Source organism: Mesorhizobium sp. M1322, from assembly GCF_040318085.1.
In the GTDB taxonomy this organism is placed as follows: domain Bacteria; phylum Pseudomonadota; class Alphaproteobacteria; order Rhizobiales; family Rhizobiaceae; genus Mesorhizobium.
This window is the reverse complement of sequence record NZ_JAMYLP010000029.1, coordinates 1-24,341: the sequence shown is the minus strand read 5'-3', so window position 1 is coordinate 24,341 and position 24,341 is coordinate 1. Positions and strand designations below refer to the sequence as shown.

Genomic DNA, 24,341 nt, shown 5'->3' with positions numbered 1-24,341 from the left:
TGCAAGGAGCCGGCCTGATGCCGGCTCCGCTCACCCACTACGGACAGCCAATGCTGAGTTTCATTGCCCGCCGCAGCGCTACAGGACTGTTGATGCTGGTCGCTCTGAGCGTCCTCATCTTCATCCTTTTGCGACTGGCGCCCGGCGATCCGATCGACGCGTATATCAATCCGTCCAGCCCGATGTCTGCTTCCGACCTCGAAGTCCTGCGCGACCGGCTTGGGCTCGATCAGCCGCTTCCCGTGCAATACCTCGCCTGGCTTCGCGCTGCGCTCAGCGGCGACTTCGGCTATTCGATCCAGCGCAGCGGCGTTGCCGTGCTGCCGCTGGTCATGGAGCGCATCGGCCCAACCGCGCTGCTGATGGGCACGGGCCTGGCCATCGCCGTCGTGCTCGGCATTTCCGCCGGCATCTTCAGCGCCGTCCGCCGTAACGCGCTGCCCGACATCATGCTGTCGGTGGTTGCTTTCGTCGGCATCTCCAGCCCGGCTTTTCTGACGGCACTTCTCGGGCTGTACTTTTTCTCGGTGCTGCTGCGTTGGGCGCCATCAGGCGGCATGCAGACCGCCGGCGCACCTTTTTCCGTATCGGACGTGCTCGCGCACCTCGTCTTGCCCGCCTGCCTGCTGTCCATCGGACACGCCGCGTTGATCATGCGCTACATGCGCGTGTCGCTGCTGGAAGTGCTCAACCAGGACTATGTGCGGACCGCGCGTGCCAAGGGAGTGCGCGAATTCTGGGTGATCATCAAGCACGCGACCCGCAATGCGCTTTTGCCGGTTATCACTCTGATCGGGTCGACGGTCGGCATCGCGATCGGCGGCGCGATCTTCCTCGAAAGCGTGTTCAACTGGCCGGGTATGGGGCTGCTGCTGGTCAACGCGGTAGGCACACGGGATTACCCGGTGATCATGGGCGCCACTCTGGTAATCGGCATCTGCGTCATTCTGGTCAATCTCCTGACCGACATCGTCTATGCCGTTGTCGACCCGCGCATTCAGGTGTCGTGATGGCAATCACCGCGCCAGATCCGATAGTCGACTCGACAGCCGTGCTGCAAATCAAAGGACCGCTCCGCCGCGCGCTCGACCGCTTCTTTGAAAATCGTGCGGCGCGCGCCGGTCTGTTTATCGTTATCCCTATCCTGCTGGCGGTTTCGACCTATCGTTTATGGTGGCCGTTCAGCCCCAACGTCATCGATCTCAGGGCGATCAACAAGGGACCGTCCGCCATTCATTGGCTAGGCAGCGACGGCGTTGGCCGTGACGTCATGGCCAGGCTGATGCAAGGCGGGCGGATCTCGCTGCTGGTCGCCGTCTGCTCGGTCGCCATCTCGATCGTCATCGGCTTCCTGGTCGGCGCCATAGCGAGCTTCGGCGGGCGTCTCGTCGACGGCACGGTGATGCGCTTCGTCGACCTCGCAATGACGCTGCCGCCGGTGATCTTCCTGCTCGTGCTCGCTTCGATTGCCGGCACCGGCATTGCGCCGACCATCCTGGTGATCTCGCTGCTCTCATGGCCGGTGCTGTCGCGCATGGTGCGCGCCCGGCTGCTCGAGCTGCGCGAGCGTGACTTCGTCGTCGCCGCCCGAGGCATGGGGGCGGGGCTGCCGCACCTCCTGTTCCGTCACGGCCTGCCGAACTGCATCGACATTCTTGTCGTCTACGCCACGCTGCAGATCGCCAACGCCATCCTGCTCGAAGCCGGCCTTTCCTTCCTCGGCCTCGGCATCGCGCCGCCCGAAGCCAGCTGGGGCAACATGCTCAATCTGGCCCGCTCCACCGTCGTGCTCGAACAATATCCCTGGCAATGGATGTTTCCCGGCGCCGTGCTCGTGCTCACCGTCCTGGCCATCAACTTTATCGGCGATGGCCTGCGCGATGCATTCGACCCCCGTTCCGATCTCAACTGACCTGAAGGTTTTTCAAAATGCCCCTGTTTACCGGCGTCGTGCCACCTGTCGTCACCCCGCTCCTTTCCGATTTCAGTGTCGACTTCCCGTCGTTCACCCGGACGATCGAAAACCTGCTCGACGGCGGCGTTCACGGGCTGTTCGTGCTCGGCTCGACCAGCGAGGTGGTCTTCCATGACGAGGCCGGCCGCAGAGCGATCATCGAGCATGCGGTCAGGGTCAACAACGGCCGCGTTCCGATCTTCGCCGGGGTCATCGACCCGACGACCGATCGTGTCATCAACCACGCCCGGATAGCCAGATCGGCCGGCGCTGACGCCGTCGTGGTCACCGCGCCGTTTTATACCCGCACCAGCCAGCCCGAGATCGGCGATCACTTCCGCTATATCAAGGACGCGGTCGACATCCCCATCATCGCTTACGACATTCCGGTCTGCGTCCATGTCAGGCTGGAGCGTAAGACCACCGTCGGCCTTGCCAGCGAGGGCGTTATCGCGGGGATCAAGGATTCCAGCGGCGATGACGGCAATCTGCGTTATGTGCTCAAGGACATGGCCAACGATCCGGATTTCTTCGGCATGACCGGGTCCGAGATACTGGTGGACAGCGTGCTGGCCATGGGCGCGCATGGCGTCGTGCCGGGCCTCGCCAATGTCGACCCACACGGTTACGTCAAGCTGTGGAACCTGATGCAGGCTGGTCAGCACGCCGAAGCCCGCCTGGAGCAGGAACGGCTGCTGAAGCTGTTCGAGATCGTCTGGATCTCGCTCGGCCGGACAAGCGCCGGCTCGGCCGGCGTCGGCGCCTTCAAGACTGCGATGAAAAGCCTCGGCATTGTCGCATCCAATACCATGGCGCGGCCGCAACGCAGCTTGAACGACGAGGAAACCGCAAAGGTCGAAATCATCCTTCGCGACGTCGGATTGCTGCGCTGACCGTGGACGCTCCGATTCTCTCGATTTCCGGTCTGCGGGCGGTGTTCCGTATCGCCGGACGCGACATCGCCGCAGTGCAGGACGTCGATCTGACGATCGGATCGGGTGAAACGGTCGCGCTCGTCGGCGAGTCCGGATCGGGCAAATCCGTCACCAGCCTGTCGATCATCGGCCTGTTGCCGAAGAAGATCGGACACATCGCCGAGGGATCGATCGCGCTGCGCCGCAGGGACGGCACAGTCACCGAGCTGACCGGCCTCGATCCCGAGTCGCTGCGCAAGGTGCGCGGCAACGACATCGGCATGGTGTTCCAGGAGCCGATGACCAGCCTCAATCCGGTCTACACGATCGGCGAACAGATTGCCGAGCCGATCCGCATCCATCTCGGCAAGTCGCATCGTGATGCCGCCGCCGACGCCGTGCGGTTGCTGGCTCAGGTCGGCATTCCCGATCCCGATCGGCGGGCGCGGCAATACCCGCATGAGCTGTCGGGAGGGATGCGCCAGCGCGCTACCATCGCCATGGCCTTGTCCTGCAATCCGACCTTGCTGATCGCCGACGAGCCGACCACCGCGCTGGACGTCACCATCCAGGCCCAGATTCTCGACCTGCTGGCCGAGCTGCAGGCGCAACGCGGCATGGGTATTCTATTCGTCACGCACAATCTCCGCGTCGTTGCCGAGATCGCCGACCGGGTCGCGGTGATGTATGCCGGGCGCATCGTGGAATCGGGTCCGGTGAGCGAGGTGTTCACCCGTCCGCGCCATCCCTACACCGCGGGGCTGATGCGTTCGGTGCCACGGCTTGGCCAAGCCACCAAGCTGAAGGCAGCAGGAACGCCGCTTCCGACCATCGCCGGCAATGTTCCGTCGCTGGCCCTGCTGCCCAAGGGCTGCTCTTTCGCGCCGCGTTGCGCCATGGCTGTCGATGCCTGCCGCGCTGCGGTACCGCCACTGTTCGCGGCGACGTCGACCCAGCAAAGCCGTTGTTTGCGCTGGGAGGATCTCTGACAGTGGACGCCCCCTTCCTTTCGGTCAGGCACCTGACCAAGCATTTTGCGCCGACGGCGTTCTCGCGCGGTCCCGTCGTCAGGGCGCTGGAAGATATTTCCTTCGATATTGCGCGCGGCCAGGTGGTCGGTCTCGTCGGCGAATCCGGGTCAGGCAAGACCACGATCGGCCGCTCGGTGCTGCGTCTCATCGAACCGACCTCCGGCGAAATCAGCTTTGGCGGCGTCGATATCACCAAGCTGAGCGCCGGCCCGCTGGCTCGCCAGCGCCGCAAGATGCAGTACATTTTCCAGGATCCGTTCGCCAGTCTGTCGCCGCGCATGACCATCGGGCAGATCCTGACCGAAGGCCTGGATCTTCAGGGTATCGGCAACAGGCCCGAGCGACGGGCGAGAGCCGAGAAGGCACTTGCTGCGGTTGAGCTGCCAGTCGATGCCTATGACCGCTACGCCCACGAATTTTCGGGCGGGCAGCGTCAGCGCATCGGCATCGCCCGGGCGCTTACGCTCGAACCCGAATTCATCGTCGCCGACGAGCCGGTCTCTGCTCTCGATGTCTCCATTCAGGCGCAAATCATAAATCTTTTGCGCGACCTGCAGGTCCAGCTCGGCCTGACCATGCTGTTCATTTCGCACGACCTGGCCGTCGTCGAATATATCTGCGACACGGTGATCGTTCTCTATCTCGGGCGCATCATGGAAGTTGCACCGGCGGCCGCGCTCTATGCCCGGCCGCAGCATCCCTATACGCGCGCGCTGCTTTCGGCCATTCCGTCGCTCGACCCGCTGGCCAGGCAAGACCGGCAGGTGCTGAAGGGCGACATTCCAAGCCCTGCAAATCCGCCAACCGGGTGTGTTTTCCGAACCCGCTGCCCGGTTGCCCTCGACGCCTGCGCCGGCATTGTCCCGCCGCTGAGGGCAACGTCCGATGGCCATCTGAAGGCCTGCATTCGCGACGACGTCGGCTAGCACTCACTCGATACCCGCGCGCGCGGAAATTGAGCTACTTGTCTTTCCAGAAATCGGCATGGAGTTGCGCCGCTTCATCGGCAAGCAGCGGGCCGACGACTTCAGTCGGACGCTGCCCAGCTTCGAAGACGATCGTGCAGGGCAGGTCGAGTGTGGGATTCTCGACGTGTGCACCCGTCAATCCCTTGACGTCATGTTCGCTCAGCCCAAAGACGACCCGTCCGATGCCCGCCCAATAGATTGTCCCGGAGCACATCGCGCAAGGTTCGGCCGAAGTGTAGAGTGTGCAGGAGGCCAGCTTTTCGAGACTGAAATTCATCCCCGCCCACGAAGCCAGCAGCCTTTCGGCATGAGCGGTGCGGTCGCCCCCTCCGGATTTGTAACCGTTGAGTTGCTCGCGCAACACATTGCCGTCTTTGTCAGCGAGGAGCGAACCAAAGGGATGTTCGCCGGCATCGCGGGCCTTGCGCGCGACATCGAACGCCTGACGGAGCAGGCGCTCATCATAGGGGCGTTGTGGCATCGGCAGATCCTCCGGCAGCGCCGTTTGATCATAGTGCCGAACAATCCGCCGACTCAAGTCGGCAGATTCAGCTCGGCGATGAGTGGCGGAACAGCGTCGCCGCTGCTCTGTTCTTTGTTCCGTCAGCCATTGTCCCGTCTCGGACGGACCAGATCAGAATGTTCTCATCAATCCTCGTCATCCTGCCGCGGCCCGAATTAAACGCACGGATCGATCCGTTCGAGCTTGACGTTCGGCTGTTCAAGGGCTGACTGCGGGAGGATGAGGACTACTAGGCTTGCGTAAGCCATTTGGGCCTGGGAACAGCCCGCAGAAGGCTTTGCGTATATTCGTGGCGAGGCGCGCCGAACAGCGCCGAAGTTTGGCCTTCCTCGACAATCCTTCCATCTTTCATGACCATGATCCGGTCCGCGAAATGGCGCACGATCGGCAAGTCGTGTGTGATGAAAACATAGGAGAGGCTGAGCCTGGTCCTAAGGTCGGCCAGAAGGTCGATCACCTGCGCTTGGATGGAGACGTCGAGCGCCGAAACCGCTTCGTCGCAGACGATCAGTTCCGGCTCGCTCGCAAGCGCGCGTGCAATGGCGATGCGCTGTCGCTGGCCGCCGGAAAACTGGTGCGGGTAGCGGTCGGCATGCTCCGGCAACAGCCCCACCAATTCCAGGAGCTCTGCCACTCGAGTCTTCCACCTGTTCTTCGGCAGAATATCGCGGTGGATCACCCAGGGTTCGGAAATGATCGAATAAACGCGCATGCGCGGATTCATCGATCCGTACGGATCCTGGAAGACCATCTGGACCTTGCGCCGAAACGCCATAAGCCGCTTCTCGTTCATTTCGAAACTTTGCTGATGCGGCCATCGCGATCAGCGAATCCACGGCGTGGCGGCGTTCAGGCTGCGGCTGTCGGCAGGTGATCGCGGACCCACCTGACGATCTGCCCCACCGTCATGGCGCCGGATGTGCGCGCAACCTCCTGTCCGCCATGGAAGAGGATCATGGTCGGGATGCTGCGAATGCCGAGCCTGGCTGCAACGGCCTGCTCCTTGTCGGAATTGAGTTTGATCAGGCGAACACGCGGCTCCAGTTCGCTTGCTGCCGCTTCATATGCCGGCGCCATCGTCTTGCAGGGGCCGCACCACGGTGCCCAGATGTCGACGACAACGGGGAGGCTGCTTCGCTTGACCTGGCGATCGAAGCTCTGTGCATCGACGTCTTCCGGGTGACCCGCGAACAGCTTGGAGCCGCACTTTCCGCATTTCGCGTCCCCGGCATTGCGTGCCGGCGGCAGGCGATTGACCCCGCCGCATTTGCCGCAAACCACCAGATTTTCCTGCGTCATGCCCATTCACCCGTCTTTATGCGCGTCGCCGTCACGATGCTGTCTTGAGGGGAGCACCCTGCGCACAAGCGGCCGCGTCCGAAACGCTCGCTAGCTCTGCGGCGATGTCGGCGAGCTTTCGATCGGCGTCGACCTTGCGCCAGGAGGGCGGGGTGGCCTTTCGCTGCAATTGCCGCGACAAGATATCGACAGTAGCATCGGAAGGACCACCCCGGCGCTCGCTTACCCGTCGCCAAAGAACGAGCGGATCCGCCTCCAGCCAGAATCCGGCGAAAGCAACGTCTCTGCCATTTGCCGCCTTCTCAATGCGGTCGCGATCGGCCGGCCTGTCAAAGACGGCATCGGCGATCACCGAACCACCTTCGGAAAGGATCAGGTCGGCGCGCCATGCCATTTCGCGGTAGACGCGGTCGGACACATCAGGTCGATAAGCCCTGTCCGGAAGCTTCGTCTCGGCCGGCACCCCATGCATCGCTTTGCGGATGCGGTCGCTCTCGATAATGCGGGCGCCGGGCGGCGCGCCGATATGTGCGGCGAGTGCCTCGGCAACGGCCGTCTTGCCGGAACCACTCAAGCCGCCGATAGCGATCAGCCGCGGAGGCCTTGCCTGGAGAAGTGGTCGGGCAAGCTCGAAATAGGATCTAGCTTCGGCAATCAGCACGCCGGAATCGGCACTGCCTTGCTCGATCTGGGTTGCCGTGACATGCGCGCGCACTGCGGCCCGCACTGCCATGAAAAACGGCAGGAGGATGAAGCCGTCCTCGTCGTCTGCTTCGTCGAGGTACCGGTTCATCACCAGGTTGGCGAGTTCCGGAAAGCCGCGGTGCCAAAGATCCATCAGCAGGAAGGCCAGGTCGTAAAGCACATCGATGCTGGCGATCTGGTCATTGAATTCGATGCGATCGAAGAGGCGGGGCTCTCCGTCGAAGAGACAGATGTTGCGCAGATGCAGGTCGCCGTGGCATCGCCGGATCTTGCCTGCCGTCTCCCGCCGGTCGAGCAGTTCGCGATGACGGGCGAGGGCGGTGCGGAAGATCCCGGTGAATGCCTTGATCTCGGCTTCTTCGAAAATATGGCTGGTGGCAAAGCCGGCTTCGTTGATGGCGAGCACGGCTGCCAGGTTCGAGGATCCGCAGCCCTTGTGGATCTCCCGTGTCCCGCGATGATAGCGCACGATCATGCGCGCGACCGCCGTCATCAGCGCAGGCGTCAGTTCGCCGCCGACTGCCATTCGATCGAGCAGCTTCGATTGGTCGAAGCGGACCATCTCGACTGCCGCATCGACCAGTTCACCGCTTCCGTCGAAGGCGAGCTTGCCGCCAGCCTCTCGCGTGATGCGCCGCACACCGAGATAGAGGCCGGGCGCGGTCTTGGAGTTAAGCTCCACCTCCTTCTCGCAGGCGGCGAGCCGCAGGGCCGGGGTCGAGAAGTCGACATAGGGCAGCTTGACAGCTCGCTTGATCTTGTAGGCGCGCTGGCCAACCAGGAAGATACGCGAGATATGGGTTTCGATCGCCTCGACCGGCCCGGTCTCGCCATATGCGGCAGGATCCATCAACATCGCGGCCACGAATGCCTGATCTTCGACGATCATCGGATGCCTCTTTGGTTTGTATCCAACCTGGAATCCGACGAGCGTGGTCGCTGAAATTCCGCGCCATCGGGCCCATACTGCTGCAGCGTCTGGATATAACCAGCCAGGTCGTGGATGCGTTCCGTGGTGCTCTCCGGTGTTCGGACGGTATTTCTTAGCGTCGTCCGGAAGAACGCTGGCGACCCCGCAAAGGCATGTCGCGATCGCCATGTTCCGGCAAGACGCAAATGGGCACGTTGAAACGGATCAAATGATGCACGGCGACGTTCTTGTCTTAGCCCTAGGAACGCGCCGCGCCGTCTCGCTGTTGTTGCAACGACGATTGGGCTTTGGCGCAAGATCGGGAGCAGCCGCCATGGCGTTCAGGACGATACTTACCGTCACGGGACCGAACAAGGGTGACGAGGACCTCAAGCTCGTCGCCGACCTGTGCAGCGAAATCGGCGCCCACCTTGCTGTTCTGGTCGTTGCCATTGCTGCGCCGCCACCTGTCGGAGAGTATGCCGCGGTCGTTTCAGAAGCCTGGCTCGACGAGCGTCGGGCCGACGAGGATCTGTTGAAGAAGCGAACCGCTGCCGTGTCGGCTTTTCTCGCCGGCAGGGCGCCTTCGGCCGATGTCTCCAGCGAATATCCGGAAGCTGGCTGGGCCGACGATACCATCGGCCGCCGTGCCCGCTACGCCGACATTACGGTTGTTGGACCGGAGTTGCTTGCCAATGAAACGCTGAAAAGCAAAGCGATCGAAGGCGCGTTGTTTTCTTCGGGAAAGCCTTTGCTGCTCATCCCCGAGGGGTCGCGACCGACACTGAAGCCGAAACGCGTGCTGATTGCATGGGACGCGCGTCTGGAGTCATCGCGTGCCGTCCGCGAATCCCTCGACCTGTTGCCTAGCGCTGACGAGGTGCACCTTGTCATGGTTGATCCGGTGGCGGACGAATACCGCCACGGGGCGGAACCCGGAGCCGACGCCGCTGCCTATCTCGCGCGGCATGGCGTGAATGTCACGGTCGACCGGCTGCCCAGCCTGGACCATTCAGTCGCCGACGTGCTTCGCAGGCACGCGTTCGACATCGCCGCCGACCTGATGGTGATGGGCGCCTATGGTCATTCCCGGTTGCGCGAGCGCATCTTCGGTGGCGTCACCATCTCGATGATTGAAGATCCGCCAGTGCCGATCCTTATGGCGCGGTAGCCGCCGGCTGCTGTCGCGGACATCGGTCAGTCCGCCGGCCAGAGGCGGGCGATCTCGGGAAATGCTAAGTATTTGTTTTTTCTGGTCGGAGTGGCAGGATTTGAACCTGCGACCCCATCGTCCCGAACGATGTGCGCTACCAGGCTGCGCTACACTCCGTGACCAGACCGCGGGCTTATAGCCGCCGCACTTCGTTCCTGCAAGCGCCAATGGCAGCGCCTCTGTCGCATTTCTTCCGCTTCCGCCCTAACGTCATACAGCTTTCAGTTTGCTGGGGGATAAACACGGCTTAAAGGCTCGTGTTATAGGCATCGGCCACCTGCGTTGAAACCACTCTGATTCCAGCCGCTTGGAGTTGCTGTCTTGCCCCTGAAGATCGTTAGCGAAGGCCGTCCCAACACCTTCGAGTTTGAAACCTCGGCGCTGATCAAGGCGTCCGGCTTTCGTGAGTATGATGCGCGCTGGTGGTTCGGCCATCCTGGCTCTGCGGAGCCGCCTGAGCTCAACCTGATCGGTGTCCAGGCGCTGGGCATGGGGCTCGGCACGCTGATCCGGCGCCTGGGCGCCGGGCCGGACATCGTGACCGGTCATGATTTCCGCTCCTATTCGCTGGCAATCAAGCTGGCGCTGGTTTCCGGGCTGATGGCCGCCGGCGCGCGAGTCAGGGATATCGGGCTGGCGCTGTCGCCGATGGCCTATTTCGCCCAGTTCGCGCTCGATACGCCGTCCGTCGCCATGGTCACCGCTTCTCACAACGAGAACGGCTGGAGCGGCGTCAAGATGGGGGCAGCGCGTCCCCTGACCTTCGGTCCGGAGGAAATGGGCGCATTAAAGGCGATCGTGCTTGCGGGCGACTTCGACCTGGTCGGCGGCGGCTCTTATGACTTCGTTGCGGATTTCCGCAAAACCTATCTGGACGACCTGACCCGCGACAAGCGCATAGCGAGAAAGCTCAAGGTGGTCGCCGCCTGCGGCAACGGCACCGCCGGCGCCTTTGCACCTGAAGCGCTGGAACGGATCGGCTGCGAGGTGATCCCGCTCGATGTCGCGCTCGATCATACGTTTCCGAACTACAATCCCAATCCCGAAGACATGAAGATGCTGCACGCCATCCGCGACAAGGTGCTGGAAACGGGAGCCGACGTCGGGCTTGGCTTCGACGGCGATGGCGACCGCTGCGGCGTGGTCGACAATGAAGGCAACGAGATCTTCGCCGACAAGGTCGGCGTCATGCTCGCCCGCGACATCGCGCGACTGCATCCCGGCTCGACCTTCGTCGTCGACGTCAAGTCGACCGGATTGTTCAACACCGACGCCGCCCTGCGTGCAGATGGCGCCGTCACCGACTATTGGAAGACCGGCCACTCCTACATAAAACGGCGCGTGGCCGAGCTTGGCGCCATCGCCGGGTTCGAGAAATCCGGTCATTTCTTCTTCAATCCGCCGATCGGGCGCGGCTATGACGATGGTCTCATCACGGCCATCGCCATCTGCCAGATGCTGGATCGCAGCCCGACCAGCAGCATGGCCGATCTCTATCGCGCCCTGCCGCTGACCTTCGGCACGCCGACCATGTCGCCGCACTGCGCCGACGAGCTGAAATACGGCGTGGTCGAGCGGGTCGTCTCCGACTTTCAGGCAATGAAGCAGGATGGCACTGTCTTCGCTGGCCAGAAGATCGCCGATCTGATCACCGTCAATGGCGTTCGCGTCGTTGCCGAGGACGGCACCTGGGGCCTGGTGCGGGCGTCGTCGAACAAGCCGGAGCTGGTCGTGGTGGTGGAGAGCCCGGTGTCGTCCGAGCGGCGCCGGCAGATGTTCGAAGGCGTCGATGCGGTACTGCGCCGCAGCCCCGAGGTCGGCGCCTACAACCAGACGTTCTAGGTTCTCTCATTTCATCGCGGCGCGAGAAGGCCACGATGGGGAAGCGGACCACGTGTTTCCCGTTGCAGCTGGTCCGCTCCCCAGGTTTTCATCGGCCGATGATGTCTACAGGAATTCAGGCAGCGGAATAAGCCCGCTCAAGGGCACGCCAGTCGAACTCCCGCGCCCAGTCGGCAAAACTGTGCCAGCGGACCTCGTGGAAATCCCTGTGCAAGGCAGCGATATCGACGTCATAGCCGACGCGGTCGAACCATTCGAACATCAGCGCCGTATCCTCGCTCTGCTGACGAGCCGCCGCGATCGGGATTTCCTGATAGCTGATTAGATGGCCGATGGCCTGCGAAAGGATCTTCGCCTGGTCTTCGCCTGACAATTCGCTCCCGGCGAAATCGAAGCGCTTGCCGAACACGCGCTCGCGCCGCTCGACCAGGGCGGCAACGAAGGCTCCGATATCGGCAAGTGCGACCAGCTGGAGGACACGTTTGGCAGGCATCGCAAAGGCATGCATGCCTTGGATGAGCGCGCCGATCGACCACGGCGCGACGATATTCTCCATGAAGGCAACCGGCGCGCTGATCGTGCAGGGGATGCCGAGCCCGGCGACATGTTGCTCGACAAGATATTTGCTCTCGAAATGCGGAATGCCGGTGTTCTTGTCGGCGTTGGCAACGGATGAATAGATCAAATGGCCGACGCCGGCAGCCTTCGCCGCGTCGGCGGCAAGGATCCCCTGGCGGGTTTCCTCAGCTATGCCAGCCTCGTAGCTGTTGCCCATCAAGAACATGGTGTCGACGTCTTTTGCTGCCTTCACAACGGAGGCCTCGCCGAGATCGCCGGCCACGAGCTCGGCGCCTGCCGACGCCAATTGCCGCGCGGCATCGCTGTCCGGCTTGCGCGTCAATGCCTTGACGCGATGTCCTCTCGACAGCAAGGCACGCGCAACAGCGCCGCCTTGCTGGCCTGTGGCGCCGGTAACCAGAACGCTTCGTTTGGTGGTCATGTATTGCTCCTTCTTTTTTCCGATGGAGCAAAATTAGGGTCTGTCACATTGATGCATAATTAACTACAATTGGAAAACTTTGTCCCATAATTAGATACAATGATCGACCTCAACGATATCGTGGTGTTTGCTCGCGTCGTCGAAGCTGGCAGCTTCACCGCTGCCGCACGGGTGCTTGCCATGCCCAAGACGACGGTCAGTCGACGCGTTGCCGCGCTCGAGCGTGAGGTTGGGGTTCGCCTGCTGCAGCGCACGACGCGCAGCCTCAACGTGACGGATGCCGGGCGTCTCTATTACGAGCAGAGCAGCCACGCCCTGCGGACGATCGAGGAAGCAAATCTGCGCCTCGCGGAAGCGAGGGCGGAGCCATCGGGCACGATTCGCATCTCGGCGCCCGTTGGCTTCGGGGGTCATTTCCTCACAGCTGCCGTGGTCGACTTTCTGGCAATGTATCCGAAGACCAAAGTCGAACTGCGCCTGACCGACGACAAGCTCAACCTGGTCGAGGACGGCATAGATCTCGCTTTCCGCACCGGCGTTCTTCAGGATTCCACGCTGATCGCCCGCAAGCTCGGCTCCACGCACAGGCTGCTCTGCGCCAGCCCGGACTATCTCGCGCGCCGCAAGGTACCAGAGCGCCTGGCGGATCTCGCGCACCACCAATGCGTCATCGCAGGCCCTTCGACCTCGGGCGCCCATTGGGTGCTGGACGGGCCACACGGTCAGGAAACGGTCACGGTGGCCGGGCGCTTCGCCGCTAATGAAATGCAGGCAGTCGTTGCGGCCACGCTCGCAGGCTTCGGCATCGCCCAATTGCCGCATAGCATCGCCGAGCCCCTCATCAATGGGGGGCGGCTGAGCCGCGTTCTCCGGGACCACACGACGCCGGTCGGCGGGCTGCATGTCCTATACCCGAGCAGCCGGCATCTTTCGCCCCTCGTCAAGGCATTCATCGAGCTTGCATCCGACCGGATTTTCAGTCGGGCAAATACAGCGGCTGACCAGCAGTAGCCGCGAGCCTCAATACGGGCTCGCCACGTCGCCGGTCTCGACGTAGACCGACTTCAACTGCGAATAGAGCGCCAGTGCAGCAAGCGAGTTTTCCCGCCCGATTCCCGACTGCTTGAAGCCGCCGAACGGGATTTCGACGGGCGTCAGATTGTAGGCGTTGATCCAGCAGGTGCCGGCCTGCAGCTCGGCGATGACGCGGTGGGCGCGTCGCAAGTCGCGCGTGAAGACGCCCGCGGCAAGGCCGAATTCGGTGTCGTTGGCGCGATCGATCACCTCGTCCTCATCGTCGAATTTCAGCACGCTCATCACAGGCCCGAAAATCTCCTCGCGGGCGATGCGCATGGTGTCGGTGACGCCGGTGAAGACCGTCGGCTCGACGAAGAAGCCGCCTTGGAAACCTTGCAGCGAGGGCACGTTGCCGCCGCAGGCGAGCACAGCACCATCCTGCTTGCCGGCTTCGATATAGCCAATGACCTTTTCGCGCTGGGCCTTGGAGACAAGCGGCCCCATCTGCGTCTCCTGGTCGAGCGGGTCGCCGATCTGGATCTTCTTGGTTCGCTCGACCAGGCGTTCGACGAAACGGTCGTGAATGCCCCTCTGCACGAACACCCGCGTGCCGTTGGAGCAGATCTGGCCGGTCGAATAGAAATTGCCGAGCATGGCGCCGCCAATGGCATTTTCGAGATCGGCGTCGTCGAAAACGATCAGCGGCGACTTGCCCCCGAGTTCCATGGTTGCATGCTTCATCTTCGAGCCGGCGAGCGACAGCACCTTGCGGCCGGTCGGCACCGAACCGGTCACCGAGACCTTGGCGACGACATCGTGCCCGACGAGGCGGGCGCCGACATCGCCATAGCCTTGCACGACGTTGAACAGCCCATCGGGCAGGCCGGCTTCGGTATAGATTTCGGCCAGCGCCAGCGCCGACAGCGGCGTGTTCTCCGACGGCTTGAACACCATGGCATTGCCCATGGCGAGTGCGGGTGCCGATTTCCAGCCGGCGATCTGGATCGGATAATTCCAGGCGCCGATGCCGACGCAAACGCCGAGCGCCTCGCGCCTTGTATAGGCAAAGGGTCCGCCGAGATCGAAGGATTCACCGTTATAGGCAGCGACCGCGCCGCCAAAATATTCGAGGCAGTCCGCGGCCGACGGCGCATCCGCCACCAGCGTCTCCTGGATCGCCTTGCCGGTATCCAGCGTCTCGATGCGCGCCAGGTCGGCGTTGCGCGCGCGCAAAATGTCGGCGGCGCGGCGCAGGAGGCGGCCGCGCTCGACCGGCTTCAGCCGCGCCCAGGCCGGTTGTGCTGCACGCGCTGCTTCGATCGCGAGTTCCAGCACGTTCGGCGTCGCCGAACGCAGCATCGCGATGGTCTCGCCGGTTGCCGGATAGATCACCGGCAGCGGCGCACCCTGCTCGTCGTCGATGTAGCGTCCGTTGACATAGTGCGATGCCTTTGGCTGGGCGCGCATGGGAGCTTCTCCAAATTGTATTTCGCCGGGGCCGGCGGGCGGACACCACCGGATCATGGCTTATCGCATCGGCCCGAAAATCGGAATCGATTTTCGGAAAGCACGATGCGAGGACTAAAAAAGCGATAGAGCGCTTGTGCGTCCGAACGGACGCACGTCGCTCTATCGATCCGACACCTGCCAGCGCGGATTGATCCATGGTTCCTGGTTGGACGGCGCCTGCGGCGTGCGGCCGAGAATGTGGTCGGCGGCCTTCTCGCCGGTCATGATCGACGGCGCGTTGAGATTGCCGTTGGTGACGCGCGGGAAGATCGAGGAATCGGCGACCCGCAACCCCTCGACGCCGATAACACGGCATTCCGGGTCGACGACGCTCATCGGATCATCCTTGCGGCCCATCTTGCAGGTGCCGCAAGGGTGATAGGCGCTTTCGGCGTGATCGCGGATGAACGCGTCGAGATCCTCGTCCGACTGCACGTGCGAGCCCGGCGAGATTTCCCTGCCGCGATAAGGGTCGAATGCCGACTGGCCGAAGATCTCGCGCGTCAGCCGGATGCAGTGGCGGAACTCGGTCCAGTCGTCCGGATGCGACATGTAGTTGAAGCGGATCACCGGCTTCGATCCGGGATCGGGCGAGCGCAGCGTCACCGAACCGCGCGACTTCGATCGCATCGGCCCGACATGCGCCTGGAAACCGTGCGCCTTCGCCGCCGCCCTGCCGTCGTAGCGGACCGCCGCCGGGATGAAATGATACTGGATATCGGGATAGTCGACGCCGGCGCGCGAGCGCACGAAGGCGGCCGCCTCGAAATGGTTGGTTGCGCCGAGACCCGACTTGAAGAACAGCCATTGCGCGCCGATCATTGCCTTGGAGAAGGGGTTCAGCACCGAATTCAGTGTGATCGGCTGCGTCGATTCCTGCTGGATATAGAGCTCCATATGGTCCTGCAGGTTGCGGCCGACGCCGGGCCGGTCGGCGACCACCTGAATGCCGTATTCCCTGAGATGTTCGGCCGGGCCGATGCCGGACAGCATCAGGATCTTGGGCGAATTGATCGAGGAGGCGGCAACGATCACTTCACGTCGCGCCTTGACCACCTGAATCTGTTTGCGGACTTCGATCTCGACACCGGTGGCGCGTTGATTCTCGATGATCACCCGCCGGGCGAAACCCTTGAGCAGGCTAACATTTTTCCGCCTCAGCGCCGGCCTGAGATAAGCGCTCGCCGCCGACCAGCGGCGGCCGCCGCGAATGGTCTGTTCCATTGGCCCAAAGCCTTCCTGCTTCGCGCCGTTGTAGTCGTCGGTCAGCTCGAAGCCGGCCTGACGGCCTGCCTCGACGAAGGCGCCGTAGAGCGGGTTTGTCCTTGAGCCGCGCTGCACGGTCAGCGGGCCGCCGTGGCCGCGCCAGCCATTCTCGCCGCCGTTGCTGTCCTCCATGCGCTTGAAGTAGGGGAGCACGTCGGCAAACCCCCAGCCAGCCGCGCCCTGTTCGGCCCAGTGGTCGAAATCGCGGGCGTGGCCGCGCACATAGACCATGCCGTTGATCGAGGACGAGCCGCCGATGACTTTGCCGCGCGGCGTCGCCAGCACGCGGCCGCCGAGATGCGGCTCCGGTTCGCTGGCAAAACCCCAGTCGTAGAGGCTCATGTTGAGCGGGATCGACAGCGCCGACGGCATCTGGATCAGCGGCCCGACATCGCTGCCGCCAAATTCGATGACGATCACCGAATATTTGCCGTCTTCCGACAGCCGGTAGGCCATGGCAGACCCGGCCGAGCCGGCGCCGATGATGACGAAATCCGCCTCAAGCATGGTTCATATGCCCCATGAAATCGGCGAGCGAGACATTGCCGCCGGTTGCCACCACGAGCACCGTCTTGCCGCTCACATCCACCTTGCCGCCGAGCAGCGCCGCCAGCGATGCAGCGCCCGAAGGTTCCAGCACCAGCTTCATCCGCTCGAAGGCGATCCGCATCGCACAGCGCACCGATTGATCGTCGACGGTGATGCCGCGAACGCCCGCGGTCCTGACCGCTGCGAATGGCGCGTCGCCGGGCTTTCGCGCCATCAGCCCGTCGCAGATCGATTTCGGCCCGATCGGCATGGTTTCGATGGCGCCATGCGCCAGCGACGCGCCCATGCCGTTGAAACCTTCCGGCTCGACGCCGATGATCTCGGTCGGCGGCGACAGATAGTGGAAAGCCAGCGAAACGCCGCCGATCAGCCCGCCGCCGCCGACCGAACAGAACAGAAGATCGGCGCTGGCACCCCTGGCATCGAGTTGCTCGAGTGCCTCCAGCCCCACACCAGCCTGGCCAGCGACGATCTCCGGATCGTCGAACGGATGCAGCAACGCCAGCCCCTCGGTCTCGGCGATCTCGCGCGCCGTGGCGGCGGCAACCTCCTCACGCGCGCGTTCGCCATGGTCGGTCAGCACCACGCGCGCGCCATAGCCGGTCGTTGCGTCGCGCTTGGCGGCTGGCGCGTCGATCGGCATGACGATGGTCACCGGAATGCCCAGCGCCTGGCCGGCGGCGGCCAGCCCTTGCGCAAAATTGCCGGAGGAATAGGCGACGACGCCCTTCCTGGCTTCATCGGGCGAAAGCCGCTTCAGCCGCCAATAGGCGCCGCGCACCTTGAAGGAACCCGCCCATTGCAGCGACTCCGGCTTGATGAAGACGCGCGCGGCGCCGGTCTCTCTGGCCAAGGCCGCTGACTCCAGCAGTGGCGTGATCTGCGTCGCCTTGGCGGTGACGTCATAGGCCTGTTTGAGGTGATCGAGGGAGGGGACAAGGGTTGTCATCATTCGCCCCGCGGAAAGCGCTTCTGCTCTTCGAGCAGGTCAAGGTTCATGTGGTTGCGCATGTAGCGTTCCGATGCTTTCTGCAGCGGCTGGAATTCCCAGGGGTAATGGGTGCCGTTGCGCAGCGCCGAATAGACCACCCAGCGGCGCGCCTGGCTGGCGCGGACGGCAGCGTCGAAAGCGGCCATGTCCCAGCGCGCCCGGATCTTATCGGTGAATGCAGTCACCAGAGCCGCATGCGCCGGGTCGATGGCGAGATTGGTCAGTTCCCGCGGATCCGATTCAAGATCAAACAGTTGCGGCGGATCGATCTCGCAATGGATGAATTTGTAACGGCCGTCGCGGATCGCCACCATCGGCGCATTGGAGCCTTCGGCCGCATATTCGATCAGCACCGGCTCGGTGCGCGTCTTGCCACCGATCAACGGCAGCAGCGACTGCCCGTCGGTCCACGGTGCGATCGCGCTCATGTCGATGCCGGCGAGGTCGCAAAGCGTCGGCGTCACGTCGAGATTGGAGACCGGGGCCTCGATCAGCCCGCCGTGTATGCCCTTGCCGGCGATCATCAGCGGCACCCGCGCTGAGCCCTCGAAAAAGCACATCTTGAACCACAGGCCGCGCTCGCCGAGCATGTCGCCGTGATCCGAGCAGAACAGGATGATCGTGTCATCGAGCATCCGCGTGCGCTCGAGCACCGACAGCAATTCACCGACCTTGTCGTCGAGATAGGAGATATTGGCGAAATAGCCGCGCCGCGCGCGGCGGATCTGCTCCGCGGTGATGTCGAAACTGTCGTAGTCGCTGGCCCGGTAGAGCCGCTGCGAATGCGGGTCCTGCTTGTCGTAGGCAATAAAGCCGACCTCGGGCTCGAGCGCCGGGCAATCCTCGTAGAGGTCCCAGTAGCGCCGGCGCGCGACATACGGGTCGTGCGGGTGGGTGAAGGAGACCGTCAGGCACCAGCGCCGATGCGCGGCATCGTCGGAGACGCGAGCGAAATCATAAAACTTCTGCACGGCATGGAAGGCGACCTCGTCGTCATATTCCAGCTGGTTGGTTATCTCCGCAGTACCGGCGCCGCTTACCGAGCCAAGATTGTGATACCACCAGTCGATCCGCTCGCCGGGTTTGCGGTAATCCGGCGTCCAGCCGAAATCGGCCGGATAGATGTCGGTGGTGAGCCGTTCTTCGAAGCCATGCAACTGGTCCGGCCCGACGAAATGCATCTTGCCGGAGAGACAGGTGTGATAACCGGCGGCACGCAGATGATGCGCGTAGGTCGGGATCGACGAGACGAATTCGGCAGCATTATCATAGACCTCGGTGCGTGACGGCAACTGGCCGCTCATAAACGCGGCCCGGCCCGGTGCGCAGAGCGGCGAGGCGGTGTAGTTGTTCTTGAAGCGCGCCGAACGAGCGGCCAGCGCCTTCAAATGCGGCGCATGCAGGAAGTCCGCCGGCCCATCCGGGAACAATGTGCCGTTGAGCTGATCGACCATGACGATCAGGAAATTGGGTCGCTTGGACGTCACTGCGCGCTCCGCCGGCTGAGTTTCGTTTCGAGATAATCCTCGATCAGTGCGATCGCGGTCACGGCATTGGGCACGCCGTCCTTCAGTGCGCGCCTGATATAGAGGCCGTCGATCAGAGCCGCTGTCGCCTCGGCGACCCGGTCGGCTTCGCTTCTCGGCAGGATGCCGGTCAGCCCGCTCAACAGATTTGAATGCAGGCGTCGCGCATAGACCTTGAGCAGCCGGCGAAGTGCTGCCGATTTCTGCGCCTCAACATAGAAGGCGAGCCAGGCGGCGATCGTTTCAGGCTGGAACTGGGCGTCGGAGAAATTGACGGCGACCACAGCCGAAACGCGCTGGCGTGCCGTGCTGGGCGATCGAAGCGCGCGCCGCATGTCGGCGGTCAGCTCGGCCAGGATGTGCCGCATCGTCGCCAGCAAAAGTTCGTCCTTGGCGCCGAAATAGTGATGGGCAAGCGCAGAGGACACGCCGGCGCGCCCGGCGATTTCCGACATCGTCACATCCAGCGAACCGCGCTCGCCGATCGCCGAGATCGTCGCGTCGATCAGCGCCCTGCGGCGCAACGGCTCCATTCCGACTTTCGGCATTCTTGCTCCGGCCTGTTGCGACGAGATTATTTTTTATTGACGGATCAATCAACAAAAATCCAGCTCGATTTTATGGCAAAGGTCAAGTGTCGTGACCAGATATCAAGATCAAGCGATTGTGTGGTTCTGGCCCCTTCACGAAGTCGTTGGAACGGTTCATGCTTGAACAATGCTAAGGCGCGCCGCGACATCGCGCAGCCCGGCCCGCAGGATGGAGATTGCCATGACAGCATGCATCGTCGGCTGGGCGCATTCGCGCTTCGGCAAGCTCGAAGGCGAGACGCTGGAGGGCCTGATCACCAAGGTGGCTAGCGAGGCGCTCGATCATGCCGGCATCGGTCCGGACGAGGTCGACGAGATCGTGCTCGGCCACTTCAACGCCGGCTTTTCCGCACAGGATTTCACCGCAAGCCTGGTCCTGCAGGCCGACGACCGGCTGCGCTTCAAGCCGGCGACGCGCGTCGAGAACGCCTGCGCCACCGGCTCGGCGGCGGTCAGGCAAGGCATCCGCGCCATCGACGCCAATGCTGCCCGCATCGTGCTGGTGGTCGGCGCCGAGCAGATGACGACGACATCAGGTCCAGAAATTGGCAAGAACCTTCTCAAGGCCTCGTATCTGCCCGAGGAGGGCGACACGCCGGCAGGCTTCGCCGGCGTTTTCGGCAAGATCGCCCAAGCCTATTTCCAGCGCTATGGCGACCAGTCGGACGCGCTGGCGATGATCGCCGCCAAGAACCACAGGAACGGCGTCGACAATCCCTATGCGCAGATGCGCAAGGATTTCGGCTATGAGTTCTGCCGGCACGAGAGCGAGAAGAACCCCTTCGTCGCTGGCCCTCTGAAACGCACCGACTGCTCGCTGGTTTCGGACGGCGCCGCCGCCCTGGTCCTTGCCGACACGGCGACGGCGTTGAAGATGCGCCGCGCCGTCGCCTTCCGCGCCAACGAGCATGTGCAGGATTTCCTGCCGATGTCGAAGCGCGATATCCTCGCCTTCGAAGGCTGCGAGCATGCGTGGAACCAGGCGCTGAAGAAGGCCGGCGTGACGCTTGATGATCTGTCCTTCGTCGAGACGCATGACTGTTTCACCATCGCCGAGCTGATCGAATATGAGGCGATGGGACTGGCGAAACCGGGCGAGGGCGCAAAACTCGCGCTGGATGGCGAGACGGCGAAGGACGGCCGGCTGCCGGTCAATCCGTCCGGCGGGTTGAAGGCCAAGGGCCACCCCATCGGCGCCACGGGCGTCTCGATGCATGTGTTGAGCGCCATGCAACTCGTCGGCGAAGCCGGCGGCATCCAGGTGCCGGGAGCAAAGCTAGGCGGCATCTTCAACATGGGCGGTGCCGCGGTCGCCAACTACGTTTCCATTCTCGATCGGATCAGATAAAAGCGGCCCGCATTACAGCGCCGCGCGCCCTTCCGGGCGCGCAAAGGACGCTGTAACACTTTGATTTTACGCATGACTTTCGAGGTCATGCGTCAGCGGGGAAATCATGACGCATCCGGTTCTGGTCGAAGTTTTGCGCGGCACCGTGGTCGAGAGCGCCCATCGTGGCGCCATTGCGGTCTTCGATGCCGACGGCAAATCGGTCTGGGAAATCGGCGATACGGCACGCCCGGTGTTTCCGCGCTCGGCGGTCAAGGCGATACAGGCGCTGCCGCTGGTCGAAAGCGGTGCCGCCGATGCGTACGGTTTCGGCAACCGCGAACTGGCGCTTGCCTGCGCTTCGCATTCCGGTGAGCCGGCGCATGTCGAACTGGCGCGGACGATGCTGGCCAAGGCCGGCTTGGACGAGGCGGCGCTGGAATGCGGCGCGCATTGGCCGTCCAGCCACGACGCGATGGTTGCGCTTGCCAGCGCCGGCAACTTGCCAAACGCCCTGCACAACAATTGTTCTGGCAAGCATGCGGGCTTTCTCTGCACCTGCGCCCACGCCGGCATCGCCCATCGCGGCTATGTCAAATCAGGCCATGCCTCGCAGGAGATGGTGCGCGATGCGATGCAAGCGGTGACCGGTGCTGCCCATGATTTCGATCATTGCGGCACTGACGGCTGCTCGATCCCGACCTATGCCGTGCCGCTGCGCAGCTTCGCGCTCGGCTTTGCCCGCATGGCGACCGGTATCGGCTTTGAACCCATCCGCGCCAAGGCCGCAAAGAATCTGCTTTCCGCCTGCATGACCGAGCCATTTCTGGTTGCCGGCACAGGCAGGGCTGATGTTGCGCTGATGGAAGCCGCACCCGGCCGGATTTTTGTGAAGGGAGGGGCCGAAGGCGTCTATTGCGCAGCCCTTCCCGAGCTTGGCTTTGGCATCGCGCTGAAATGCGATGATGGCGCTGGCCGCGCGGCTGAAGTCATGGTCGCGGCATGCATTGCCAGGCTTTTGCATGCCGACAAGGCGCTGGCGGCGAAACTGATCGAACAGGGACATCCGCCTATCGGAAGCCGGATCGGCGCCAAGGTTGGCGCACTCCGCCCTACTGCTGCACTGAGCTGAGAACGGGCATTCAGCTCACATGATTGCGCTCGATGGTCAGATGCGCATAGCCGGCATTGCCTGATGAGGCGAGATCGCCGGTCACCGGCTCGGCCCAGCGGTGGCCGACGATCGCGCCGTTTTGGGCGCCGTCGATGACATTATCGGAGATGACCGCCGTGCCGGCGCCCTCGATCACGGTGACGGCGATCCCGGTTCCGGCCTTGCGGATGATGTTTGCGGTGGCGACCACATTGCGCATGAACGGCCCCCAGCCGATGTGCATTCCGTAGAGCGGCGCATTCTCGATGACGTTGCCGGAGACCGTGGTATCGGCCTCGACGTTGATCCCGACGCCGAAACCGGGCGCATCGGCAAGGTAGGGGCCGCTGGTCGAGAGATTGCGGACAATGTTTCCTGAACACACGCCCATGCGGCCGCCTTCGTTGAAATTGACGATAGAGATGCCGTTGGCGGCGCCATCGACAATGTTGTTGCCGACGATCGTTCCCTCGAAGGAGAATTCGGAATAGAGTGCCGTTTCGCCGGATCGCGAACAGGTGTTGCCGGTGATGTGCAGATTGCTGGCGCTGTTGGCGCGGATCGCCGAAAACGCACAGTCCGAAACGATATTGCCCGAGATCACGACGTTGCCGGCGCCGAACGCATTGATGCCGTTACCGTTTTGGCCGGTTCCGCCGCTACGCGCCTGAATGCGCTCGACGCGGTTGCCACTGACGATGGTGCCGTCCTCGGCCGCTTGCCAGCGGTGCACGAGGATGCCGCCATTGGCGCAGTCGGACACGGTGTTGCCTGATATCGCCAAGCCGGTGGCCTCGACCGAATAGATGCCGGCGTCGGCCGAGCCTGATATTTCCGAGCGCTCGATGCGGCCCGAAGCGTGCTCGAGCGCCAGGCCGCTCTTACCGCTGCCTGATATCTGGCAATTGTCGATGACGAGGTGAGCGACGCGGCGGAGGTCGAGCAGGCCTTGCGCGTAATCGCCCATCCAGCGGTTGGTGCCGTCGAACGCCAGCCCGGTGAATTCGATGTGCTCGGCCTGCTCGGCCATGAGCAGATGGCCGTTGCCGCGATAGACGATCCGCGATGCACCCGGCACGCCGGAAAGCCTGACACGGCTGGGCAGCAAAAGGTTGGATACGACATAGGTTCCCGGCGGCAGGAACACCGGCATGTCGCGGTCGTTTGCCTCGCGCAGCAGCGTGGCGAAGGCCTTGCTCTGGTCGTCAAGCGCGCCGGGCCGCACGCCGAGGTCGGCAGCGTTGATCGAGCCGCGCATCGAGGCATTGTCGATGCCGGGCAGGCTGGCCGCCGCTGCCTTGCCGAGCGAGAGGCCCAGGACGGCAAAGCCGGCGGTTTGTGCGAGAAGTTTTCGTCTGTTCAACATCGGCACAGATCCTCAGCGTTCGGCCGTCACGCCGCAGGAATCGTGCCAGACCGGATCGGCCCGATCCGGATTGCCGGCATAGCTTGTGAAGTCGCCGCGCGAGGCATAAGCTCGACCGATGAGCAGAGCCTTCACGCGCGAAGAGGATAGCGAAAACGCCATCGCCGGCATCGGCGAGCGGCCGATCAGTCCGCACCGCAATCTGGTGACGCAACGCGGGCTGACGCTGATCGACGCCGAACTGGCTGCTCTGCGCGACGACTTGGCCAGGGCGGAGAAGAGGGCCGACCGCGAGCGTATCGCGCTTATTTCGCGCGACCTGCGCTACTGGACCGCGCGGCGTGAAAGCGCCGAGCTGTCCGTGCCTGAACCGGGCAGCAATCTGGTTCGCTTCGGCATGGGCGTCACGCTGGAAGGCGATGACGGCCGGAAGGTACACTGGAAGATCGTCGGCGAGGATGAGGCCGATCCAGCCAAGGGCACAATTTCCCATGTTTCACCGATGGCCCTGGCCTTGTTCGGCAAGAAGGTCGGCGAAATTGCCGTGGTGAACGGCAAGGAATGGGAGATTGTAAAGCTCTCCGACAACTAGTTGTGAGCTTTCGGGAGGTTGTCCATTCGGACCGGACCGGGGAGACTGGAGTTACCAGGCTTCAGCACTCACCGGAGGGTCCGAATGAACATCCAC

The 24,341-nt window shown here is 63.2% G+C and carries 21 protein-coding genes, 1 tRNA gene and 1 pseudogene; 11 read left to right on the top strand and 12 right to left on the bottom strand.

Annotated elements, in window-relative coordinates:
* The first annotated feature begins 50 nt into the window (after nucleotides 1–50).
* Genes NKH12_RS13490 through NKH12_RS13470 form a run of 5 tightly spaced genes read left to right on the top strand, consistent with a single transcriptional unit; the run spans nucleotide 51 to nucleotide 4,825 of the window.
* The gene (locus tag NKH12_RS13490; RefSeq protein ID WP_352953600.1) at nucleotides 51–1,010 is read left to right on the top strand and encodes an ABC transporter permease; all 960 of its coding nucleotides are present in this window, start codon (nucleotides 51–53) and stop codon (nucleotides 1,008–1,010) included.
* Nucleotides 1,010–1,912 carry an ABC transporter permease gene (locus tag NKH12_RS13485; RefSeq protein ID WP_352953560.1) on the top strand — a complete coding sequence of 301 codons (903 nt, stop codon included), beginning with the start codon at nucleotides 1,010–1,012 and terminating at the stop codon, nucleotides 1,910–1,912. The genes NKH12_RS13490 and NKH12_RS13485 overlap by 1 nt, the downstream gene beginning before the upstream one ends.
* A gap of 17 nt (nucleotides 1,913–1,929) precedes the next feature.
* Nucleotides 1,930–2,847 carry a dihydrodipicolinate synthase family protein gene (locus NKH12_RS13480; protein WP_352953559.1) on the top strand — a complete coding sequence of 306 codons (918 nt, stop codon included), beginning with the start codon at nucleotides 1,930–1,932 and terminating at the stop codon, nucleotides 2,845–2,847.
* A 2-nt stretch (nucleotides 2,848–2,849) separates the two neighbouring features.
* Entirely contained in the window at nucleotides 2,850–3,857 is a 1,008-nt protein-coding gene (locus NKH12_RS13475) for an ABC transporter ATP-binding protein (protein ID WP_352953558.1), read from the top strand.
* Between the two features lie 2 nt (nucleotides 3,858–3,859).
* A complete protein-coding gene (locus NKH12_RS13470; protein WP_352953557.1) occupies nucleotides 3,860–4,825 on the top strand; it encodes an ABC transporter ATP-binding protein in 966 nt (321 codons plus the stop codon).
* A gap of 34 nt (nucleotides 4,826–4,859) precedes the next feature.
* Here NKH12_RS13470 and NKH12_RS13465 read toward each other — a convergent pair whose 3' ends face one another.
* From NKH12_RS13465 to NKH12_RS13450, 4 genes and pseudogenes are all read right to left on the bottom strand, one after another.
* On the bottom strand, nucleotides 4,860–5,348 hold the full coding sequence (locus NKH12_RS13465) for a nucleoside deaminase (protein WP_352953556.1): 489 nt from the start codon (nucleotides 5,346–5,348) through the stop codon (nucleotides 4,860–4,862).
* Nucleotides 5,349–5,619: 271 nt separating this feature from the next.
* Nucleotides 5,620–6,186: pseudogene (locus NKH12_RS13460) on the bottom strand (ATP-binding cassette domain-containing protein); the annotation flags it as partial.
* Between the two features lie 53 nt (nucleotides 6,187–6,239).
* On the bottom strand, nucleotides 6,240–6,689 hold the full coding sequence (gene trxC / locus NKH12_RS13455) for a thioredoxin TrxC (RefSeq protein ID WP_352953555.1): 450 nt from the start codon (nucleotides 6,687–6,689) through the stop codon (nucleotides 6,240–6,242).
* A gap of 31 nt (nucleotides 6,690–6,720) precedes the next feature.
* The gene (locus tag NKH12_RS13450) at nucleotides 6,721–8,283 is read right to left on the bottom strand and encodes a bifunctional aminoglycoside phosphotransferase/ATP-binding protein (RefSeq protein ID WP_502910790.1); all 1,563 of its coding nucleotides are present in this window, start codon (nucleotides 8,281–8,283) and stop codon (nucleotides 6,721–6,723) included.
* Between the two features lie 355 nt (nucleotides 8,284–8,638).
* Between NKH12_RS13450 and NKH12_RS13445 the strand changes: the two genes are divergently transcribed.
* Complete coding sequence (locus tag NKH12_RS13445) at nucleotides 8,639–9,475, top strand: universal stress protein (RefSeq protein WP_352953554.1); 837 nt, start codon at nucleotides 8,639–8,641, stop codon at nucleotides 9,473–9,475.
* 82 nt (nucleotides 9,476–9,557) lie between these two features.
* Here NKH12_RS13445 and NKH12_RS13440 read toward each other — a convergent pair.
* Nucleotides 9,558–9,634: transfer RNA gene (locus NKH12_RS13440), tRNA-Pro, on the bottom strand.
* A gap of 204 nt (nucleotides 9,635–9,838) precedes the next feature.
* Here NKH12_RS13440 and NKH12_RS13435 point away from each other — a divergent pair.
* Nucleotides 9,839–11,359, top strand: coding sequence for a phosphomannomutase/phosphoglucomutase (locus NKH12_RS13435; protein WP_352953553.1), 1,521 nt, complete (start codon nucleotides 9,839–9,841; stop codon nucleotides 11,357–11,359).
* 115 nt (nucleotides 11,360–11,474) lie between these two features.
* Here NKH12_RS13435 and NKH12_RS13430 read toward each other — a convergent pair whose 3' ends face one another.
* Nucleotides 11,475–12,359 carry an NmrA/HSCARG family protein gene (locus NKH12_RS13430; RefSeq protein WP_352953552.1) on the bottom strand — a complete coding sequence of 295 codons (885 nt, stop codon included), beginning with the start codon at nucleotides 12,357–12,359 and terminating at the stop codon, nucleotides 11,475–11,477.
* 99 nt (nucleotides 12,360–12,458) lie between these two features.
* Between NKH12_RS13430 and NKH12_RS13425 the strand changes: the two genes are divergently transcribed.
* On the top strand, nucleotides 12,459–13,370 hold the full coding sequence (locus NKH12_RS13425) for a LysR family transcriptional regulator (RefSeq protein ID WP_352953551.1): 912 nt from the start codon (nucleotides 12,459–12,461) through the stop codon (nucleotides 13,368–13,370).
* A gap of 9 nt (nucleotides 13,371–13,379) precedes the next feature.
* Here NKH12_RS13425 and betB read toward each other — a convergent pair whose 3' ends face one another.
* From betB to betI, 5 genes are all read right to left on the bottom strand, one after another.
* Nucleotides 13,380–14,843, bottom strand: a complete 1,464-nt coding sequence (gene betB / locus NKH12_RS13420; protein WP_352953550.1) for a betaine-aldehyde dehydrogenase — start codon at nucleotides 14,841–14,843, stop codon at nucleotides 13,380–13,382.
* Between the two features lie 162 nt (nucleotides 14,844–15,005).
* Nucleotides 15,006–16,658 carry a choline dehydrogenase gene (gene betA, locus NKH12_RS13415; protein ID WP_352953549.1) on the bottom strand — a complete coding sequence of 551 codons (1,653 nt, stop codon included), beginning with the start codon at nucleotides 16,656–16,658 and terminating at the stop codon, nucleotides 15,006–15,008.
* Complete coding sequence (locus NKH12_RS13410) at nucleotides 16,651–17,652, bottom strand: threonine/serine dehydratase family protein (RefSeq protein WP_352953548.1); 1,002 nt, start codon at nucleotides 17,650–17,652, stop codon at nucleotides 16,651–16,653. Before NKH12_RS13410 ends, betA begins: the two co-directional genes overlap by 8 nt.
* On the bottom strand, nucleotides 17,649–19,178 hold the full coding sequence (gene betC / locus NKH12_RS13405; RefSeq protein ID WP_352953547.1) for a choline-sulfatase: 1,530 nt from the start codon (nucleotides 19,176–19,178) through the stop codon (nucleotides 17,649–17,651). Before betC ends, NKH12_RS13410 begins: the two co-directional genes overlap by 4 nt.
* Nucleotides 19,175–19,765 carry a choline-binding transcriptional repressor BetI gene (gene betI, locus NKH12_RS13400; protein ID WP_352953546.1) on the bottom strand — a complete coding sequence of 197 codons (591 nt, stop codon included), beginning with the start codon at nucleotides 19,763–19,765 and terminating at the stop codon, nucleotides 19,175–19,177. Before betI ends, betC begins: the two co-directional genes overlap by 4 nt.
* Nucleotides 19,766–19,988: 223 nt before the next feature.
* On the opposite strand from betI, the gene NKH12_RS13395 reads away from it, so the two are divergent.
* Nucleotides 19,989–21,155 (top strand): acetyl-CoA acetyltransferase, encoded by a 1,167-nt coding sequence (locus NKH12_RS13395; RefSeq protein WP_352953545.1) that lies wholly within the window; start codon nucleotides 19,989–19,991, stop codon nucleotides 21,153–21,155.
* A 106-nt stretch (nucleotides 21,156–21,261) separates the two neighbouring features.
* Complete coding sequence (locus tag NKH12_RS13390; protein ID WP_352953544.1) at nucleotides 21,262–22,266, top strand: asparaginase; 1,005 nt, start codon at nucleotides 21,262–21,264, stop codon at nucleotides 22,264–22,266.
* Nucleotides 22,267–22,276: 10 nt separating this feature from the next.
* Here the strand turns inward: NKH12_RS13390 and NKH12_RS13385 are convergent, their stop codons facing one another.
* Entirely contained in the window at nucleotides 22,277–23,653 is a 1,377-nt protein-coding gene (locus NKH12_RS13385; protein ID WP_352953543.1) for a TIGR03808 family TAT-translocated repetitive protein, read from the bottom strand.
* A 118-nt stretch (nucleotides 23,654–23,771) separates the two neighbouring features.
* Between NKH12_RS13385 and greA the strand changes: the two genes are divergently transcribed.
* Nucleotides 23,772–24,245: a transcription elongation factor GreA gene (gene greA / locus NKH12_RS13380; protein WP_352953542.1), complete on the top strand. Its 474-nt coding sequence runs from the start codon at nucleotides 23,772–23,774 to the stop codon at nucleotides 24,243–24,245.
* Nucleotides 24,246–24,341 lie beyond the last annotated feature (96 nt).